Genomic DNA, 20,192 nt, shown 5'->3' on the forward strand with positions numbered 1-20,192 from the left:
TTTGCTGGAAGCGTTTCATGAAAAAATTAATGCTCTTGAATTCAATCCATTACCTTTTCCCAATACTTCTCACCTGCCTCTATTGCTAAGGTTAGAATGTTTTGCCTAGGTGGCAAGGGACATGTTGCAAATGGCGTGAATACGCACGGTGGGTTGAATGCTTTATTGAAATCTACAATAACCTTACCGAAAGGATCAGCCTTATTCACATACAAATACCTACCTCCACCGTAAGTCTCGGCTCCACTAGTACCATCTGAAAAAATTAGAAATAGCTGATCTCCCTCTTCCAATGCATCTAATTGATACCTTTTTCCTTCATATTCAAAAGTCAAGTAGCCCAAGGTCTTAGCTGGATATGTATGCCCCAAGACATTGGATATAGGTATTTCTCTTACTGGATTATAGGGTACAAAGTCAGCTACTATCCTCCAATCTAAAGAAACTGGAAACCTCTCAATGCCTGTGAATTCTTGAACCTGAATTGCTGACAAATCCCTAACTCTTAATCCAATTAAATCTCCTCGCTGCAAGGGGGTGACTCGAAAATCTTCATACGCTAAGGTAGAAGCTAGCTCCAGTTCTTGATCAAAAATCAAAACTTGATTATTGATCACTTCATCACCAATTTTCACATTTTCCAGTGCGGGCTCAAAGTAGACTTTGCCAGCAGACGTGTACCAGATTCCCATCATTGGAAAATCGGGTATATCCAATTCCGATGCTTGAAGGGTGTCCTCCTCGAACCAATGCAGACCTACTAAGTTGAGCCATCCATTCTCAGACTTCAATGAGTTTATCCTATCACTATACCAAGAAGAGATCTCTTTTTGGTGATCAGGCTCTTCTATGGCATAATGATTTACTTCTGGAGAAGTACATGCAAAAGCAACACTCAGGCTAATTATGATCAAGTATCTATTCAATTTGAGCATAAGTAAAGGAAAGAGGGTGAAAGGATAAGGTGGTAAACTTCCTCAAGATATACCAGCTTTTTGTCTAATCAAAGCTACTAAAGAAACAATTTCTGAGGCATCAAGATTCGCTGTTTTAAGTTTCATAAGAGTTGAATCGCTTTCCAAGATTAGTTCACCAGAACCATTTTGAATGGCTTGAATCTCATCAAGGGCCATTTCCTGATTTTTAAAAAGCCCAAATTTGATTACTGATTTATCATTTACAGCAACATATGGAATTCGTTTGCTATAAATAGCTAAACCAATTCCAATTACGCTGATGATCAAGATTGCATATGGTAATTCATTCTTATTCGATATCAAAATACCCAAAATAGATACAAGAAACTGTGCACTAAAAACAATGATCAAGATTTTGTAGGAAAATTTATCAAATACTTTCATGGGCTAAATATAAAATATCTTGTAGAATAATTTTAATTCAGTGCTTTTTAGCTCCATAAGAGCGACCAGGATTATTCTACCCATTCAAATTAATATTTTTTCATCATAATCTATTACAAATTTATTGAGGACTTTTGGAAATAAAAAAAGGCTAACCATTGGCCAGCCTCTTATTTCAAATTATTAACCATTAAATCAACGAGAATTTTATAAGCCAAACATTCTTGGCAACCAAAGTGTCAAGCTAGGCCAAACTGTGATCACAATAAGCCCTAAGATCATTGCAATAAAAAACGGCACCAGTGGCTTGACAACCTTTTCTATATTTGTTTGAGCAACCCCCACACCAATGAACAAGACTGACCCTACAGGTGGCGTACATAAGCCAATACATAAGTTGAGGATCATGATAATACCAAAGTGAACAGGGTCAATTCCTAATGCAGTCACTATGGGAAGAAATATCGGCGTAAATATTAAAACCGCTGGAGTCATATCCATAAAGATGCCGACAAATAGCAAGAGAATGTTAATGAGTAATAAAATCACCCAGATGTTATCACTCACAGACAATAATGCGGAAGAAATAGATTGTGGAATATCTTCACTAGACATCACCCAAGACATACTCATCGAAGTAGCAATCAGCAACATCACTACTGCAGTGGTCTCTGAGGATTTTAAAAGTATAGCAGGTAGTTCTTTCCACTTCAACTCTTTGTAAAAAAATGAGAGCCCCAAGGTATATATCACTGCAATTGCTGAAGCCTCCGTTGCGGTAAAAACCCCGCCTACAATACCTCCCATCACTACAACTAATAGCATCAAGCTAGGAAAAGCTTTTAGAAACTTACTAACTAAGTCTTTGATTGAAGTTACTTCACCACCAGGAAGATGCTTTCTTTTGACAAAAATTGCTGCTGTAAGCATGAGCAATAGACCGATAAATATCCCAGGTAAGTAACCAGCTATAAATAGTGCCGCAATAGAAACTCCCCCTGAAGCCAATGAGTAAACAATAAGGATGTTCGAGGGAGGAATGATCAAACCTGTAGTTGATGAAGTGATATTTACAGCTGCACCAAGTTCTTTAGGATAGCCTTCCTTTTCCATTCTTTTGCCAAGTATACCACCTATGGCCGAAGCCGCTGCTGCGGCTGATCCAGCGATGGCACCGAAAAGCATGGCCGCTATCACATTGACATACAACAGCCCTCCAGGAAGTCTTCCTGTGATCGCCTTTGCCAATTCTATCAGCCTATTGGCAATACCTCCTCTATTCATGATCTCCCCTGCCAGTACGAAGAAGGGTATGGCCAATAAAGAAAAACTATCCAATCCAGTCCCCATTCGCTGTGCTATAGTGGTAGCCGATGGTATAAATGTCACAGAAACCAAAAGTGTCAATAAACTTGAAAGTCCTAAACTCCAGGCTACAGGAACCCCAATTCCCATCAAAGTGATAAATGTCAATACGAGAATGATTATGCTTATATACTCCATGTTAAATTGCTTTTGAAGTTCTCATCATTTGAAAAATAAAGACCAATTGATAATAGATCACCAATAGACCACTAAAAGGGATAATGCCATAAACAAAAGCAAGTGGAATTTGTAAAGTAGCCGATTTTTGTCCTAGCATCATCGTGATATATACCAAATTACTCCCACCTAAGACCATCGCGATCAAAGCAAAAAAGATAATCAATACATTGATCAAAAGCTGCAATCGAACCTTTGCCTGCCCTTCTGCTCTACGTAATACAATGTCTATGGCAAGGTGTTGATTTTGACCAGCTACATATGCTGCTCCAAGCATACCTAGCCAAATGAGCATATATCGTGAAAGTTCATCTGTAAAAGAACTTGGACTTTGTAGCAAATACCTAGACAACACTTGCCAGGTTACATTCAAAACCATCAAGCCCATCAACATGATCAATGCTGATGACATGATTTTGTCTGTAAATATTTTCATTTTCTCACTAAACATGTAAACTATTGTTTGGAATATTATTGGGTTTTTCTAATTTGATCTACTACAGCATATAACTGCGGATCTGATACTTTCAGGTCTTCATACATACTTTCCACAGCCTCTCTAAATCCATCGTGCTTTGGATAGATGATTTCAACTCCTGCCTTTTCCATTTCGGACAATGACTCTTCTACTGATTCTGCCCAGATTTTGTATTGGTAAGTGGCTGACTCATCTGCTGCTTCTTGTAGCCATTGTTTCTCTTGATCAGAAAGTAGATTCCAGACCTTGGTACTGATGATCATGATATCAGGAATCGCCGTATGCTCATTAATAGAGTAGTATTTACAAACTTCATAGTGTCTTGAGGTAAACAGGCTTGGAGGATTGTTCTCCGCACCATCTACTATCCCTTGTTGCAAGGCTGTATAGAGTTCCCCATAGGATACTGGAGTCGGTGAGCCACCGAAGTTCTTGACCATATTGATGGCTGTATTACTCTCCATAACCCTGATTTTTAAACCTTTTAAATCTTCTGGGCTTGAAACTGGTTTACTTTTAGTATAAAAACTTCTTTTGCCAGCATCGTAGTAGCACAATCCTCTCAACCAAAAGTCTTCACCATCCAAAAGCAATTGCTTTCCAATAGGCCCCTTGAGGATTATGTCCCTATGCGCATCATCAGTGAACAAATAAGGCATACTGAGTACTTGAAGCTTCGGAGCAAAACTCTCCATTACAGCTGATGAGACCTTAGTCATCCCAAGACTTCCTATTTGTAGAAGCTCAACCAATTCTCGCTCTGATCCAAGCTGTTGATTTGGATAAATCTTGATAATCATTTCACCATTAGACTTTTCCTTGAGCTTGTCTGCCATAAAAACCATGGCTTCATGCACCGGATGAGTCACTCCTAGGCCATGTCCTAGCTTGATGACCCTCACTCCGCCAGGACCTTTGCAAGCTGTGATCCCAAAGACCATGATGAAGAATAAAACACTAAGCTTAAATTTCATTAAAATTGTATTTTGGGTTGAATTTTAAGATCTAATCTTTTGAATTAATGTAAGTGTCGCACTTATTTTTTCTTCAAGTACCTGATACTGTCCCGAACTAATGACTTGTTTTTCAAAAAGTTGAGAACCCATCCCTACACAAAAAACACCTGCATCAAACCAAGTAGAAAGGTTTTCTGATGTTGGTTCCACCCCACCTGTAGGCATAATGTTCAAATCAGGCATAACTGATTTCACAGCCTTTACAAATCCAGCTCCTAGCAAATTACCAGGAAATGCCTTGACCAACTGTGCGCCAAAAGTTTTAGCTTGAAATACCTCAGAAATGGTCGCACATCCAGGAACCCAAAGTACACTTTTCATATTGCAATAATGAATTACCTCTGGAATCAATGCTGGGGAGACTATAAAATCTGCTCCCGCAAAGAGGAACTGCTGAGCATCTTTCACAGTAAAAATAGTACCTATACCTAAGTAAAGACCTTCAAAAGATTCACTATAGATTTTCAAAGCTTTGAATACTTCAAATGCATTTGCTTCTCTATTGGTAAACTCAAAAACTCTTACTCCAGCTTCATAAGCTGATTTCAAAACTGATTTTGCAACTTCAATGTCAGAATGATTAAAGACAGGAATCATTCCTGTTTCATTCATGGCTTGAAGAATTTTTTTTTGTTGATTCATTGTTATGGTTATAATTGTAGATTTTAGTCCCGATAGCTACCTATATTAGATTTTTCATTTTAGATTGAAAAACCTTGCATAGGTTTGAGAATTGCCGCTTGGTTCTTTGTACATTGTACATTTTTCTATACCCATGCATTTACTTTTGTTTCATTTATCATGTTACCCTTTCTCTACCTCAGAAGCTTCCCAACATGTTCTCCTCTTACTAAGGCCTGAACTTCATCAAGGCTGACTAAGTTAGCATCACCTGGAATACTATGCTTGAGTACAGATGCTGCAACTGCAAACTCTAGCGCTTCTTGATCTTCATGTTGTAATAGACCATAGATCAAGCCTGCCATGTATGCATCTCCGCCCCCTACTCTATCAACAATATGAGTCATTTGATAAGCCTTTGACTTGAGCAATTCTTTTCCATTCCATAAGACAGCATGAAGTCCATTTTCCGAGGCTGATATAGAATCTCTCTCTGTAGTGGTAATATATTTGATCTGTGGAAATGCCTTCTTGGCGGCATCACAAGCATCTTCGTAACTTGAAGCCTTGATGTCCATACAGTTTTCAAAATCTGCCAATCCAGCGACAACAACATGCGTATATTGAATAAGCTCTGGCATCACATCTAATGGCCCTTTGCCGTATTGCCAGAGATTTCTTCTATAATTGATATCTCCACTGATCTTAACCCCCCTAGCATGTGCAGCTTTGAGTGCAGCCAAAGTCATATCCGCTGCATTTTGCGAAAGCGCAGGAGTGATTCCTGTCCAATGGAACCAAGCCGCTCCATCAAATACTTGATCCCAATCAACATGGCTTGCATCGAAATTTGCAAAAGCAGAATCGAACCTGTCATAAATAATCTTCGAAGAGCGCTGCATGGCACCATTCTCTAGAAAATAAAGTCCCAATCTTCCAGGAGCAGAAAAAACATGATCTATACCTACACCCATCTGTCTAAGGTATTGAGTGGCAGCTTTACCCAAATCATGTGGAGGAAACACGGTGACATGTTGAGCTTCTAGCCCCCACTGGGCCAAAGAAACCGAAACATTGGCTTCTGCACCTCCATATACAATATTGAACTGATCAGACTGGAGGAAGCGCTCATGACCAGGTGTACTTAGCCTCATCATGACTTCTCCAAGGGTAATAACCTTCATTTCCATCTTTAAATTATTGCTGAGCTTAAATTAATGCTTTATTATTTTTTTGTTTCCTAAACTTTTGCATAAATTGTGCAATCGATTGCGCAATATAAACAAAATAATCAATGAACCATAAGTTTTTACAAATTCATCCGCAAGACAATGTCTTGGTTGCCTTGACTGATTTAGCTTCAGGCGAAAATATCCAATTTCAAGAGAAAAACATCACTTTAAGGAATCAAATTGCCGCAAAACACAAATTTGCTTTAGAAAACATCCCCAAAGATGGAATAATTTATATGTATGGTTCTATAGTAGGAAAAGCTGTACATGAAATTTCTCAAGGAGAAGTGCTTACTACCTCAAATGTACATCACGAGGCCAATTCTTTTAGTGAAAAAACAGAAACCACTGACTGGGTAAAGCCTGATGTCAGCAAGTTCAAAAATAGGACTTTCAATGGCTTTCATAGAGAAGATGGACAAGTTGGTACAGCTAATTACTGGATTGTAGTTCCACTTGTTTTTTGCGAAAACCGAAACGTGGAAATTATCAAACAAGCATTTATAGAAGAGCTTGGGTTTAGCAAACCAAATCCTTTCAAAAGTCTTGTGCAACAAATGGCCGAGTTGTACAAAAAAGGAAAAAAAGAGGCTATCGAAGCATTAGAAGTAGAACAAGTAATTGAAAAAGAAGAGCAAAGGCTATTCAATAACATAGATGGAATCAAGTTTCTGACCCATCAAGGTGGATGTGGTGGAATACGCCAAGATTCAGATGCTCTTTGCGCTTTGATAGCAGGCTATATCAACAACCCCAATGTAGCAGGAGCAACCATCCTAAGCCTCGGATGCCAGAATGCGCAACCAGCTATTTTACAAGAAAAAATCAAAAACCTCAATTCAAACTTCAGTAAGCCAGTTATTATACTTGAGCAACAAAAGGAAGGAACTGAGCAACAATTACTTTCTCTTGCCATAAAACAAACTTTCTTGGCGATGACTGAGGCAGATCAGATCACCAGAAAGCCCGCACCTCTAAGCAAACTTACCATTGGACTAGAATGTGGGGGATCAGATGGTTTCTCTGGAATCTCAGCAAATCCAGCTGTAGGTCAAGTTTCTGACTTGATTGTGGCAATGGGTGGGAAATCTATTTTATCTGAATTTCCAGAGCTTTGTGGTGTAGAACAAGAACTAATCAATCGCTGTGTAAATAATACAATTGCCAAAAAATTTAGCAAATTGATGATAGCTTATGCTGCCTCAGCTGAAGCTGTAGGTTCAGGATTTGACATGAATCCATCTCCAGGCAACATCAAAGATGGCTTGATCACCGATGCTATGAAATCTTCCGGAGCAGCAAAAAAAGGAGGTAATTCTCCAGTGGTAGATGTATTAGACTATACAGAATATGCGACTAAGCCTGGGTTAAATCTTCTATGCACTCCAGGAAACGATGTAGAAAGTACCACAGCGATGGCAGGATCTGGTGCTAACATTATTTTGTTCACCACAGGCCTGGGAACACCTACAGGAAATCCCATCACTCCTGTTATAAAGGTATCATCAAACAGCAAACTGGCAGAAAGAATGCCTGATATCATCGATGTAAACACTGGAGGTATAATCTCAGGAGAAAAATCAATTCCAGAAATGGGAGAAGAAATGCTTGAACATATCATCAAGGTGGCAAGTGGGGAATTGAAAACTAAAGCACAAATATTGCAGCAAGACGACTTCATTCCTTGGAAAAGAGGAGTTTCTTTATAAGAAAAATGCCCGAGTTTAACCTCGGGCATTTTTCTTATACTTCTGATTTAACTACTGCTTGTTACTCTTTTCGTAGTAATCCATAGATTTTGGCATCTGCTTGTTTAGCTCATCGATACGTCTGTTTGGACCAGGGTGAGTTGACAAGAAATCAGGAGGTCTATTTCCACTTGCCCCAGCATTCATTCTTTCCCAAAAAGCTGGCGCTTGTCTAGGATCATACCCAGCCAATGCCATGAAATCTAGACCAAGTTGATCCGCTTCCAGCTCATGCTTTCTAGAAAAACTTAACATACCCAACTGTCCTCCGTAACCTACTGCTTGAAGGAAGATGTTTTGTGTCAAAGATGGATTCTGTCCCATGGCTACTTGCACACCACCAAGTAGACCATTTAAGACCAAACCATTCGACATTCTTTCCCTTGCATGACTTGCTACAGCATGAGCCACTTCATGTCCCATAACTACTGCTACACCTGTTTCGTCTTTACAAATGGGCATTATTCCTGTATAAAAAGCTACCTTTCCTCCTGGCATACACCAAGCATTGATTTGCTCACTTTCTATTAAGTTAAATTCCCATTGAAAACCTTCCAATGCATTGGAATAACCGCGCTCTGTCATATATTTTGAAACTGCATCAGCGATTCGTCTACCAACCCTGGCTACCATCTGGCCTTCGGATGTATTAGTGACAACTTTACTTTCAGCTAAAACTTGCGAGTACTGCTCGTAAGACATTGGTAGTATTTCTGAATTACCTACCAGACTAAGTTGACTTCTTCCACTTAATGGCACTTTGGCACAAGAATAAGTGATCAACCCAATCAAAAACAAAATGGAAATTTTCCTGATCATATGCTCTTCATATTTTGCACGAAAATCACCAAAAAAGATGCCATTTCAAAAAGCTTTTAATTTTATTTATTTTAAATTGCCTAAACACACGCAACAATATTCCCATGAATCAAGAAGCAAAATCCTACCAACGTAAAATGACGAACCCATTTATTTTTTGGTGGGCCATGTTTTTCAAGCTACCATCTGCTGTTTTCTGGAGGTTAAGAATCACTGAGCTTAACTTGCAAAGATGCAGTTTGAGCATTCCTTTCTTTTGGAGGAGTCAAAACCCTTTCAAGTCAATTTATTTTGCAGCCTTGGCTGGTGCAGGGGAACTTACTACAGGCGCACTTTGTCAAATTGCCATGGCTGGAAAAGGCAAATTCAGCATGCTAGTGGTAGACTTTAAGGCTGAGTTTCTAAAGAAAGCAAATGAAAAAATAATCTTCACCTGCGAGCAAGGGACTGAATTGACTCAAGTCATAGATCAAATGGAAATAAATGACACTGGTAAATTGACCATGATTTCAACTGGAACAAATCAGTCAGGTGAAATCGTTGCTAGGTTCTATATTACCTGGTCTTTTAAAAGGAAAGCTTGATCTATTTTTTCCCTGTTCTTCTATCAAAGAAATCAAGTAACCTCTGCTCAACAACTTTCCTTGGCATATCTTTGAACTGATGATGCCTATTGCTCAAGTTGAATTCTATGATCAAATCATCTAAATCCTGATCCGAAAGCTCATAATTCTTTTTGAGGGCTTGCATGACAGAGTCAGATTGAATCAAATCCAAATAATCTTGTTGCCTGGCCATTTCGGCTAGCTTTTGAGCATATTGTCGCTTCTGTCGTTCACTTTTCAAAAAATAGGAAAACAATCCATCTATCGTCAGTGCTGGCACCAATGCTTCATTATTATTTAAGCCTGAGTAAATTTTCCCAGGACCTGCTTCACGATCAGATAGTGGATTCAAACCTGATCCATTTCCATACTGACCTATTCGAAAAGGAACGCGATCATCTCGTCCATAAACATTGACTTGAGGAAGCATGCGCGCATTCATATGAATTTCAACCAAAAGATGAAACTGTTCTTGAATTTTCATTCCTGTCGGAATATAATATGATCTTTTGAAAACGATGGAGTCTCCTGATATTCCTGGAATTCGAAAATATCCTCTATTATTGGTTTCTACACTATCTCGTGTTCGGAGATTGATTACCCATACTTCTTCTAAATATTCTTTATCCAACCCATCTACCACATTTCCCGTGATATTTTGAGCAAAAGCTCCACAAAAGAGTCCTAAGAATAAAATTAATATGAGTCCAGATTTAATCACAGCATAAAATTAGGCGCATTAATAGAAATTGAAAAATTTGTCTTGTTAAAAAACTTTAAGCAAAGACCCTTTATACAGAAGAGTGATATTTAACATAAAAAGACAGCACACTCCAGAGCGAATACCTTTGAACCAACCATGTTTAAAAATTCAATTATATATACGCTAGTAGACTTCCAAAACATTGTCTATAAGCCTCAACTTGCCGAAAATATTTGAATAAAACTTCATCATCCAGTAGGGATTTATCAAAAAATGAAGAAAAACAGTTTGAGAAGTCTAAAAAGAGAAGCAAAGGTCGCTAGAACTTTGCTTCTCTTTTATTTTAATATTTGGCAGGAGTGCCTTTCTCTGGGATAGTCTTCTTGATGAATTCTCTAATATCATCATTTGATGTTTTGAGATCTTCTGCCCTGAGATACATCATATGACCTGATCGGTATCCTTTGAAAGACAACCTATCCTGAAGTTTACCATTTTGATCCATTTGCCACATATTGAACTTCGCATTGAAGTAATCCGTCCCACCGTCAAAATATCCAGATTGAGTCAATACATGTAAGTAAGGATTTTGACGCATGGCACTTGCCAGTTGTTCACCTGTGTTATCATTGCCCCTATCCCAAGGATGTACGGGGCCGAAAAGATTGTATGTAAGGTCTGTGTTGTACTTGAGTACATTTTTAGCATACATATTGAAAGCGGGAGCAAAAGCATGATTCCATGAAGTAAGCGCTGGATCAAAATCATACCTATCCCCTGCATCACTTTTATCTATTCCTTTGTACCTACTATCAAGCCTACCTATTGTCAGCCCTTGACTTCTCAATAGCTCCTTCCAGAAGAAGCTTGTAGGAACAGCCAAATTATGATCGGTAAACACACTTTCTTTCATTCCCGAGTAATAGGCCATTTTCTTTGCAATCTCGTTTCTTTTAGCTTTGTCTAGTGAACCTCCTCTTGCCACTGCTGGAAGCACTACATCCAAGGTATATTGTTCTACCTCCGGCAAGATTTCATCCAAATCCTTACCTTGAAGCTCTGGTGTCAATACACCATGATACCAGGCGGTAGCTGCATAATATGGCAAATAATTAGCGGCAGCCACAGGACCACTTCTATTCAATCCAAGATCTGTAGGAGACACTAACACTACTCCGTTGAAAAACATCCAGTGTGAATTCTGAAGTTGTGATACTAACCCTGATACTCTTGTAGTTCCATAACTTTCTCCTATCAGATACTTTGGAGATGCCCATCTATTTTGTCTAGTCACGAAAGTATTTACCCAATCCGCCAAATACTTGATATCTGCATTGACACCAAAAAATGTCGATCTTGACACCTCCTTATCTACTATTCTTGAATAGCCTGTATTGACAGGGTCAATATATACAATATCAGCTACATCTAAAATAGAGTGAGTGTTTTTGCTATAACCATATGGCTGTACGGGATAGCCTTCATCATCAATATTGAGTTTGTATGGACCAGTATATGCCAAGTGCATCCAAATAGACGCCGAACCAGGTCCACCATTAAATGATATTACCAAAGGTCTGTTTGCCTTGTCAGAAACATCCGAACGCTCATAGTAAGTATAGAACAGCGATGCTATCGGCTTGCCTTCATCATTCCAGACAGGCATAGTTCCAGCGGTTGCTTTGTATGGAACCCTTTTTCCATTAATAGTGACTTCATCGTTGGTCTCGACTGCAGACTCAATCTCAATTTGTCTTGTTTCTTGAGCTTCTGATCTTGCAAATGCGCACATTAGGAAGACAAAAGCCACTAAGTATTTCTTCATCATAATATTTGGATTAAATGCTAAGCAAAATAGTAAACTACTCCTATTTTAAAAATATTGAATCTTTAAAAGGTTAACCAACCATTTGAAAGGGTTTATGAAGATGATTTTCCCGATGAAGCATAGGACACTAGCTTAGAAATAATCACCGCTGGATATAAAATACCCAAAGCAGACAAGAATGTGGATAGCATTTTTGCTGCAAAATTGATCGGATACATGTCACCAAAACCAAGTGTACTGATGCAAGTGAGGCTATAATAAATGTAATACCCAAAGTCCACATCCGTTCCCGAAAGCTCAAAATCCTGACCTACTATGGAAGTTCCTGCGAGTATTTGAATCACTTCAAATCCTATCGCTCCGATAATAGATACTAAAAGGTAAACATTGATCGAGCCAATGATACGGTAAAAATTCACCTCATCATCTCTAAATAGCAACCTCAAATTCACTACTGTCAATGCGATCAAGTTCAGGATAGCTGCGATTCTTTCAAATAAGTAAAAATCAAATGGATTGTCACCAAACCTAATCAGTCTAAGCGAAACATGAATCAAAAAAAGTACCGCTGATAATGCGATGAAAGATTTTTCCATAGAAGAAAAGACACCAACGAAAAAAAGTAAGATCAACATGGCATTGAGAAAAAATGTAGCATCGTTTTGGTATTCTATAAATACAGGTAAGATAAAAACTGTAAAAACAAGCATCCCAAGCAATAAAAGAAAGCTAACATCCGACACCCAAAACCTATTGATCTTTTTTAGTACATTTTTCATATATGCTTCTATTAAATACCCTGATTTTGATCTTCAAATAAAGAATCGATTAAGAGGAAAATATTTAGAGAATAATTACGATTGGGTATAATAAAGAAATTCTGAAAGTATTGTAGACAATTAATCTCTTAAATTACAATTAACTTACAAAGCCTTCAATCAGTATTAATCGCCTACACCATTTTCAAGATACTATCAAAAATTTGATAAAAATAGTGTGAAGTATTATTCCTCAAATCGGCATTTGCAATAATATTGATTATTTTCGTGAAAAATTCAATTCGAATTGAATTCTTTGACTAAACAGCACATTCATGAATTTGACTATAGAGAATATCCTTCTTATTGGCTCCACCTTGCTTTTCTTAAGTATACTTGCAGGCAAGACTTCTTATAGGTTTGGAGTTCCGACATTGGTTTTATTCTTAATGGTAGGGATGATCTCGGGTTCTGATGGATTAGGCATTCACTTCGATAATCCAGAAATTGCTCAATTCATTGGTATAGTTTCACTGAATTTCATCCTTTTTTCTGGTGGTCTAGATACCAACTGGAAATCTATAAAACCAGTATTGGCAAAAGGCATTGCACTTTCTACTGTTGGGGTTCTGTTGACAGCTACTTCAGTTGGCTTGTTCGTCTGTTATGTTACTGATTTTTCTATTCTAGAAGGCTTGCTTTTAGGAGCTATCGTTTCATCCACAGATGCAGCAGCGGTATTTTCCATATTGCGATCCAAAAGTTTGGCTCTGAAGTATAGACTTCGCTCTGTGCTTGAGCTAGAAAGTGGAAGTAATGACCCTATGGCATATGTATTGACAATAGCATTTTTAGGTTTGGTGATCAATCCAAATCAGGGATTCCTTTCAATTGTTACCCTTTTCCTACAACAAATGATCCTTGGGGCAGCCCTTGGTCTTTTGCTAGGCTGGCTAAGTAAACAGGCTATCAATAAGATCAATTTAGGTTTTGAAGGCTTATATCCTGTTTTGGTGATAGCTTTGATGTTTATCACTTTTTCACTGACAGATTTTGTGGGGGGCAATGGTTTCCTAGCTGTATATCTTTGTGCAGTTTACTTAGGACAACAGGAATTGGTTCACAAAAACTCCATCTTGAAAATGTTTGATGGATTAGCTTGGTTGATGCAGATCGTACTTTTCTTAACCTTAGGTCTCCTTGTGAACCCTACTGAGATTATTCCACTCTTAGGTTTGGGAATTTCCTTGTCCCTATTCCTTATTTTTGTATCTCGACCGCTTGGGGTATTTCTTACCTTACTCCCTTTCAAAATGAAAAATAGGAGCCGATGGTATGTATCTTGGGTAGGTCTACGAGGTGCCGTTCCTATTGTATTTGCTACTTATCCACTGATTGCAGGCATAGACAAAGCCAACATGATTTTCAATCTGGTATTTTTCATTTCTCTATCTTCTGTTCTTCTTCAAGGAACCACCTTATCAGTGGTGGCGAAATGGCTTAAAGTAGCTCTTCCTGAAAAACTTAAGCCTAGAACACCGATAGATTACATCATGAATGAATCCCCTAAGACTGAAATGTCTGAAATTGTGATTTCGGAAGAAAATGAAATCGTTGGTAAAAAGATTCTAGAAATTGGATTTCCTAAAAACGCCATCATTGCCATGCTAAGAAGAGAGGGTGAATACATCACACCTAAAGGAACTACTGAAATTTTGGCATGGGATCAATTACTTATACTTTCAGAAAATAAAGAAACTTTACAAAAAGTCCATGAAGTATTAGGTGTAAAGTTGATTGAAGAAGAATTAGATGAGGAATAAATATTCCCTATGATGGTAATTTCTAATTTCAAAAGCATTAGCAAAAAGAAAACCTCCCTAGAAACAATAAAAGATGTTCTTAGGGAGGTTTTAAACTTTTAGCCTAATGTTATATTAAGCAGCATTTCTGGCTGCATTGATAATACCAAACATGGTACGCAAGATGAGTTTTTGTAAAACAGGATCATCTTCACCTCTCTCTAGCATGGTCTGAATAGCATATTGCTGAATGGTGATCAATGGTAACACGATTTTTTCACGTATTGCAATCGAATCCTTTGAAGTTGGGTTATCTTGAAGTAACTCCTCCATATCAGAGACCTCAAGGATGAATTTCATCGTCCTAGAATATTCCGAAAACATCAATTCCCAAAGCTCTGCATATCTTTTATCCTCTTTGAGGTAAGCTGTAGACTTGTAGAACGACTTCGCCAAAGACTGCATGCTGTTACCTAGCAAAGACCTGAAAAACAAGGAATCATTATATAACGCCTTTACTTCTTCAAATCTTCCTTCTTCTTTCAAAGCTTCTAAAGCTGCACCTACTCCAAAGAATCCTGGGATATTTTGCTTCATCTGTGCCCATGATCCTACAAAAGGAATAGCACGCAAATCATCAAATTTCAATCCTGTATCCTTACCTCTTTTCAAAGGTCTCGAACCGATGTTAACCTTACCGAAATACTTCAGTGGAGTTACATGCTCTAGGTAAGGCAAGAACTGTGGGTGACTTTTGAAATCTTTATAAAACTGATAAGATACATCCGCCATACGGTTGATTAATGAACGCTGCTCATCTGTGAGGTTTTTCTCCGAAGAAGGGTACAATTCATTCTCGATTCCTGCACAAAGTAGCTGTTCCAGATTGTAAGTACAAGAGATAGGTTTTCCATAATTCGCAGAAATCGTCTGTCCTTGGATTGTGATCTGGATTTCACTATTTTCTACCTTTGGACCTAGAGAAGCATAGAAATTATGCATCTGTCCTCCTCCTCTAGCTGGAGGTCCTCCTCTCCCATCAAAGAATACGACACTCACATCATATTGCTTAGATACCTTTGTCAATTCTTCTTTAGCCTGCAAGATTGACCAATTGGCTCTGATGTATCCACCATCTTTTGTTCCATCAGAGAAGCCGAGCATAATCGTTTGCTTATTCTTCCTGAACTTCAAATGTTTTGCATAATGCGGGTTTTTATAAAGTTGCTCCATGATCTTTGGAGCCTCTGCCAAATCATCAATTGTCTCAAAAAGCGGAACAATATCCAAAGGTAATTCTCCTTCCTCATGCTTCAAGTTAAGTTGGGCAAGCTTGAATACCTCGAGCATGTGAAGAGCCGACTGACAGTTTGAGATAATATATCGGTGCAATCCATCTTCTCCATTTTCCTTTTGAACAGTCTGAATTGCATCAAAACTTTTCAACATTTCCTTATGAAAATCATCCTGAATTTTAGACAGATCAGGTAATTTTTCAAAATCAAATAAGTAAGAGATCTTCTCTGTATCAGAAAGTTCATGATAAGACTTCAAAGCATCCTTACCCATTTCAAGCTCAATCACTTCATCCCACAAGCCATCATGTTTTCGGCTATCTTGACGCACATCCATATTGGCAAAATGGAATCCGAAAATTTTCACTTTCAAGATAAACTCATCCAACTGCTCTAAGAAAAGTCCATCGTGGTATTCAACCAAGCACTTTCTCGCCTCCATTAAATCTGCAAGCAATTCATCTTTTGTATGGTAATAACTGTGCTCTTCGAAAAGAGATTCGAACAATCCGTTTTCCACTTTTTGCATAATCGGCTCTACGTGCTTGAATGTAAGCCTTCTTTTGATCACTCTGACGTCTCTATAGTAGCATCTCAAAATCCATTTTTGTAACCTTTCAGCGACTTTGACAGTGATATCATGTGTCACAAATGGGTTTCCATCTCTATCACCACCTGGCCAAAAACCTACTTTAAGTAGTCCCGGATTGTCCCATTCATGCAAAGGAATTTCTAAGCTATTCAGTAGTCTGGTCATGATATCTGGAATGCTTTTGTAAAAAACATTAGTCAAAAACCAAATCAAACTCACAGCTTCATCCAGTGGAGAAGGCTTTTCCTTATTGATAAATCCAGTTTTCCCTAATTGCTGTAATAGCAAATTGATACTTCCTAAATCATTATTCTTTATGGCGGTTTCTAAATCGGTAATGATACCTAATACATTACCCGGGTAAAATTGTGTAGGGTGGGCTGTAAGTGTAAGTCTTACTGAAAAGTTTTTAAGCTTTTCGATCAGGGCATCTCTTTTCCTATCATTATCTACTCTTGCAAGTAGCGCTTTTACACTACCTTTACCTTTCACATCATGAATCTTGTCAAATGCAGCATCTTCTATGGAATCAAACAATACAACTTGTCTTTCCACATATTGAACCATCTTGAAAAGAAGATCATGCTGCTCATCATTCGAGTTTTTGGACATCAATTCATCAAAAAATCCCTGGATAATTTGCTTTGGCGTCTTGTCCTTTTGGTATCCTTCCTCACACTTGGAGGCCAATATTGGCAACAAAGTTCCTGTTCTGTTGATATCACTAAAAGGGAGATCCAAGAAGAGACTATTGTAAATAGTAAACCTCTTGGCTACTTCTGTTTGATAGTTATTCTTTATCATTTTATGGTTTAAAGGTTTGGTTATTTTTTTAATTCAGTCTGGTAAAAGTAATCAATTTTACGTTTTTTTCAGAGTTTTAGCAAAATCAATATACTTTCTTCATCATTTACAGATATTTATTGAAAATATAATCGATAAACGCAGAATATTTTAAACTTAGCAATTTCTATATATTTTAGGTTTATTGTTCATACCGGTCGACAGATTGAGCTTTTTTTGTAATTTAGAGTTTTTAAACCGTATTTAGAAATTCTTGAACATACATGATTCTAGCTATACTTTCAGGTTTTATCCTCGCTGGATGTACACCTTTTATTAGTAAATTTATCAAAGGAAAAGGATCTCTTCTACTTCCTTTACTACCTTTTGGTCTCTTTGTTTATTTTATTTCTTACTTAAAAGAAATTGGAGAAGGACAGACCTTCAAATTCAGCTATGAGTGGGTTCCAAGCTATGGAATCAATTTTGGTTTCCACCTTGACGGCTTGGCGATGCTTTTCGCTTTACTGATCACAGGAGTAGGGACATTGGTATTCACCTACACCACAAGCTATCTTAAAGGTCATCAATACTTGGATAGATTCTTTGGATACTTGAGCATGTTCATGGCTTCCATGCTTGGTTTGGTACTTTCAGACAATATTATCACCCTATTTATCTTTTGGGAGTTGACAAGTATTAGCTCTTTCTTCCTAATAGGATTCAACAACGATGATCCAAAATCCAGAAAGTCTGCCTTATTAGCCTTGAGTATTACTGGACTAGGTGGCTTATTTCTACTTGCAGGAATGGTACTTTTAGGCTTTGTAGGAGGCACTTATCAATTCCAAGAGCTTCTGAGTCAATCCAACTTGATACAAGATCATGCTTCCTACGGCTGGATAGTAGGGCTTATTTTTATTGGAGCATTTACCAAATCAGCGCAATTTCCATTCCATTTTTGGCTACCGGGTGCCATGAAAGCACCAACGCCAGTAAGTACTTACCTGCATTCTGCAACCATGGTCAAGGCTGGAATCTACCTATTGGCTAGATTTACGCCGCTCTTAGGTGGGACACCAGAATGGAATACCACATTAATCATTGTAGGGGCCATCACAATGGTATACGCTGCGGTTCATTCTATATTTCGCATTGATATGAAAGGAATTTTGGCCTATTCCACCATTTCAGCTCTTGGGATTTTGGTTTTCTTAATAGGCTTGGGAACTGAAGCTTCCCTATTAGCTGCGGGAGTTTTCATATTGGTACATGCACTTTACAAGGCCACACTTTTCTTGATCACTGGTATAGTAGATCATGAAACAGGAACAAGAGATGTCACAGTACTCTCTGGCTTAAGCAAGGTCTTGATGCCAGTGGCGGTAGCAGCAGGACTTGCAGCGCTATCTAATGCAGGTGCACCTCCTTTCTTTGGTTTTATAGGCAAAGACTTGATCTATGAAGCTACCCTGGCTTATGGAAACTGGGCTGTAGTGTTAACAATAGCCGCTATAGTTACCAATGTCTGCTTGTTATTCGCAGGTTTATTGGCTGGATTCAAGCCATTTGTAGGACCTCTTCCAAGCAACTATGCTGCATTGCACTTACCTCATCCTACGATGTGGGTTCCTCCGTTGATTTTAGCTGGATTGGGATTAGTTTTTGGTTTATTTCCCAGTCTCATAGAAGGAGTCCTTGTTCAGCCAGTATTTAGCAGTATGGTAATCGAGGGAGCACCAGTCCATATCAAGCTCTGGCATGGATTCAATTTGGTGCTTGGCTTAAGTTTACTTACGCTGACACTCGGGGTGGTACTTTACATGATTTTGAAACCATCATCTTTACTTTTTTCGAAGACACTTAAATTTGAAATGATTGCTCCACAAACCCTATTTGGAATTTTTGGTAAATTCTTCAATGCATTTGCAAGATTTTGGACGGGACTATTCCAAAATGGCTATTTGAGAAATTATGTGATCACTATTTTAGGCTTTTTAACCATTCTATTGGCATACAGGCTATATCAAGGGGTGAATCTGTATATAGATACCGCTCAGTTGACATCATTGACAATCTATGAAGTGACTGTGGCGATTATGATGATTGTGGCAATCATATTCACCGTGTTTTCTCGATCTAGGCTTGTGGCAGTGGCTTCTCTTGGGGTTATGGGATACTCGATTTGTTTGATTTTTCTATTTTACTCAGCACCTGATCTGGCCATGACACAATTTTCTATTGATACATTGACGGTGATATTGTTTGTATTGGTGATATACAACTTACCAAAATACAAAAACTTTTCAAGTAAAGCGGTAAGGTTAAGAGATGCAGTTTTATCAATATTCTTTGGTAGTTTGATTGCTATTTTGACCTTGGAAGTACTTGCAGAGCCATTGAATAGGGAGACTTCCATTTTTTATGCTGAAAGTGCCTACCTTTTAGCAAAAGGAAAAAATGTAGTCAACGTAATTCTGGTGGATTTTAGAGGTTTTGATACCATGGTCGAAATCACCGTTTTGGTTATTGCTGCAATTGGTGTGTTTAGCCTATTAAAATTAAGATTAAAAAGTATTGAAAAAGAGTAATCACTTATGAAAACCATTATATTTAAAACAGCCTCTACCTATCTATTGCCACTTTTGGTGTTGTTTTCGGTATTCATCCTATTGAGAGGACATTATTTGCCTGGAGGTGGATTTGTAGGAGGATTGATCGCATCCATTGCTTTTGTAATTCATTCCTTTGCAAATGGACTAGAGCAGACTAAAAACTTGATCAAATTTCACCCTGGTTTTTTGATGCCTGTGGGCCTATGTATCGCTTTGATCAGTGGTGCAGCACCCTTATTTATTGAACAAAGTTTCATGACTGGTTTATGGTTTGAGAATCCAATTCCTGTTATTGGAATGGTTGGTTCTGCTTTGTTCTTCGATGCGGGTGTATACTTAGTCGTGATAGGCGTTACTTTGACTATCATTTTCACCATATCTGAAACACTCTAAC

Annotated in this window: 17 protein-coding genes; 5 read left to right on the forward strand and 12 right to left on the reverse strand. The window is 38.1% G+C overall.

Going from position 1 to position 20,192, the window contains the following annotated elements; translation table 11 throughout:
- Positions 1-41: 41 nt before the first annotated feature.
- From MM239_RS04275 to MM239_RS04305, 7 genes are all read right to left on the reverse strand, one after another.
- Positions 42-914 carry a DUF1684 domain-containing protein gene (locus MM239_RS04275; protein ID WP_241346883.1) on the reverse strand — a complete coding sequence of 291 codons (873 nt, stop codon included), beginning with the start codon at positions 912-914 and terminating at the stop codon, positions 42-44.
- Positions 915-977: 63 nt separating this feature from the next.
- On the reverse strand, positions 978-1,361 hold the full coding sequence (locus tag MM239_RS04280) for a hypothetical protein (protein ID WP_241346885.1): 384 nt from the start codon (positions 1,359-1,361) through the stop codon (positions 978-980).
- Between the two features lie 207 nt (positions 1,362-1,568).
- Positions 1,569-2,864: a TRAP transporter large permease gene (locus MM239_RS04285; protein ID WP_241346887.1), complete on the reverse strand. Its 1,296-nt coding sequence runs from the start codon at positions 2,862-2,864 to the stop codon at positions 1,569-1,571.
- A gap of 1 nt (position 2,865) precedes the next feature.
- Entirely contained in the window at positions 2,866-3,354 is a 489-nt protein-coding gene (locus MM239_RS04290; RefSeq protein WP_241346888.1) for a TRAP transporter small permease, read from the reverse strand.
- 20 nt (positions 3,355-3,374) lie between these two features.
- Positions 3,375-4,355 carry a TRAP transporter substrate-binding protein gene (locus MM239_RS04295; RefSeq protein WP_241346889.1) on the reverse strand — a complete coding sequence of 327 codons (981 nt, stop codon included), beginning with the start codon at positions 4,353-4,355 and terminating at the stop codon, positions 3,375-3,377.
- A gap of 24 nt (positions 4,356-4,379) precedes the next feature.
- Entirely contained in the window at positions 4,380-5,039 is a 660-nt protein-coding gene (locus MM239_RS04300) for a beta/alpha barrel domain-containing protein (protein WP_241346891.1), read from the reverse strand.
- A 173-nt stretch (positions 5,040-5,212) separates the two neighbouring features.
- The gene (locus MM239_RS04305) at positions 5,213-6,208 is read right to left on the reverse strand and encodes a sugar kinase (protein ID WP_241346893.1); all 996 of its coding nucleotides are present in this window, start codon (positions 6,206-6,208) and stop codon (positions 5,213-5,215) included.
- Between the two features lie 104 nt (positions 6,209-6,312).
- Here MM239_RS04305 and MM239_RS04310 point away from each other — a divergent pair, with 104 nt between their 5' ends.
- Positions 6,313-7,959 carry a UxaA family hydrolase gene (locus MM239_RS04310; RefSeq protein WP_241346894.1) on the forward strand — a complete coding sequence of 549 codons (1,647 nt, stop codon included), beginning with the start codon at positions 6,313-6,315 and terminating at the stop codon, positions 7,957-7,959.
- A 51-nt stretch (positions 7,960-8,010) separates the two neighbouring features.
- Here the strand turns inward: MM239_RS04310 and MM239_RS04315 are convergent, their stop codons facing one another.
- Positions 8,011-8,817, reverse strand: coding sequence for a M48 family metallopeptidase (locus MM239_RS04315; protein ID WP_241346895.1), 807 nt, complete (start codon positions 8,815-8,817; stop codon positions 8,011-8,013).
- 104 nt (positions 8,818-8,921) lie between these two features.
- Between MM239_RS04315 and MM239_RS04320 the strand changes: the two genes are divergently transcribed.
- The gene (locus tag MM239_RS04320) at positions 8,922-9,401 is read left to right on the forward strand and encodes a DUF4442 domain-containing protein (protein ID WP_241346896.1); all 480 of its coding nucleotides are present in this window, start codon (positions 8,922-8,924) and stop codon (positions 9,399-9,401) included.
- Between the two features lies 1 nt (position 9,402).
- Here the strand turns inward: MM239_RS04320 and MM239_RS04325 are convergent, their stop codons facing one another.
- The 3 genes from MM239_RS04325 to MM239_RS04335 form a co-directional block, all read right to left on the reverse strand.
- Positions 9,403-10,143 (reverse strand): hypothetical protein, encoded by a 741-nt coding sequence (locus tag MM239_RS04325; protein WP_241346897.1) that lies wholly within the window; start codon positions 10,141-10,143, stop codon positions 9,403-9,405.
- 325 nt (positions 10,144-10,468) lie between these two features.
- The gene (locus tag MM239_RS04330; RefSeq protein WP_241346936.1) at positions 10,469-11,950 is read right to left on the reverse strand and encodes a S10 family peptidase; all 1,482 of its coding nucleotides are present in this window, start codon (positions 11,948-11,950) and stop codon (positions 10,469-10,471) included.
- Between the two features lie 95 nt (positions 11,951-12,045).
- Complete coding sequence (locus MM239_RS04335; RefSeq protein WP_241346898.1) at positions 12,046-12,732, reverse strand: potassium channel family protein; 687 nt, start codon at positions 12,730-12,732, stop codon at positions 12,046-12,048.
- Between the two features lie 314 nt (positions 12,733-13,046).
- Here MM239_RS04335 and MM239_RS04340 point away from each other — a divergent pair, with 314 nt between their 5' ends.
- Entirely contained in the window at positions 13,047-14,534 is a 1,488-nt protein-coding gene (locus MM239_RS04340) for a potassium/proton antiporter (RefSeq protein WP_241346899.1), read from the forward strand.
- Positions 14,535-14,648: 114 nt separating this feature from the next.
- Here MM239_RS04340 and MM239_RS04345 read toward each other — a convergent pair whose 3' ends face one another.
- Positions 14,649-17,204, reverse strand: a complete 2,556-nt coding sequence (locus MM239_RS04345; RefSeq protein WP_241346900.1) for a phosphoenolpyruvate carboxylase — start codon at positions 17,202-17,204, stop codon at positions 14,649-14,651.
- Positions 17,205-17,467: 263 nt separating this feature from the next.
- Here MM239_RS04345 and MM239_RS04350 point away from each other — a divergent pair, with 263 nt between their 5' ends.
- Together MM239_RS04350 and MM239_RS04355 are read left to right on the forward strand one after the other, a co-directional pair.
- On the forward strand, positions 17,468-19,774 hold the full coding sequence (locus MM239_RS04350; protein ID WP_241346901.1) for a putative monovalent cation/H+ antiporter subunit A: 2,307 nt from the start codon (positions 17,468-17,470) through the stop codon (positions 19,772-19,774).
- A gap of 6 nt (positions 19,775-19,780) precedes the next feature.
- The gene (locus MM239_RS04355; RefSeq protein WP_241346903.1) at positions 19,781-20,191 is read left to right on the forward strand and encodes a Na+/H+ antiporter subunit B; all 411 of its coding nucleotides are present in this window, start codon (positions 19,781-19,783) and stop codon (positions 20,189-20,191) included.
- Position 20,192: the final 1 nt, after the last annotated feature.

This window comes from Belliella filtrata (assembly GCF_022549775.1).
Classification (GTDB): domain Bacteria; phylum Bacteroidota; class Bacteroidia; order Cytophagales; family Cyclobacteriaceae; genus Belliella; species Belliella filtrata.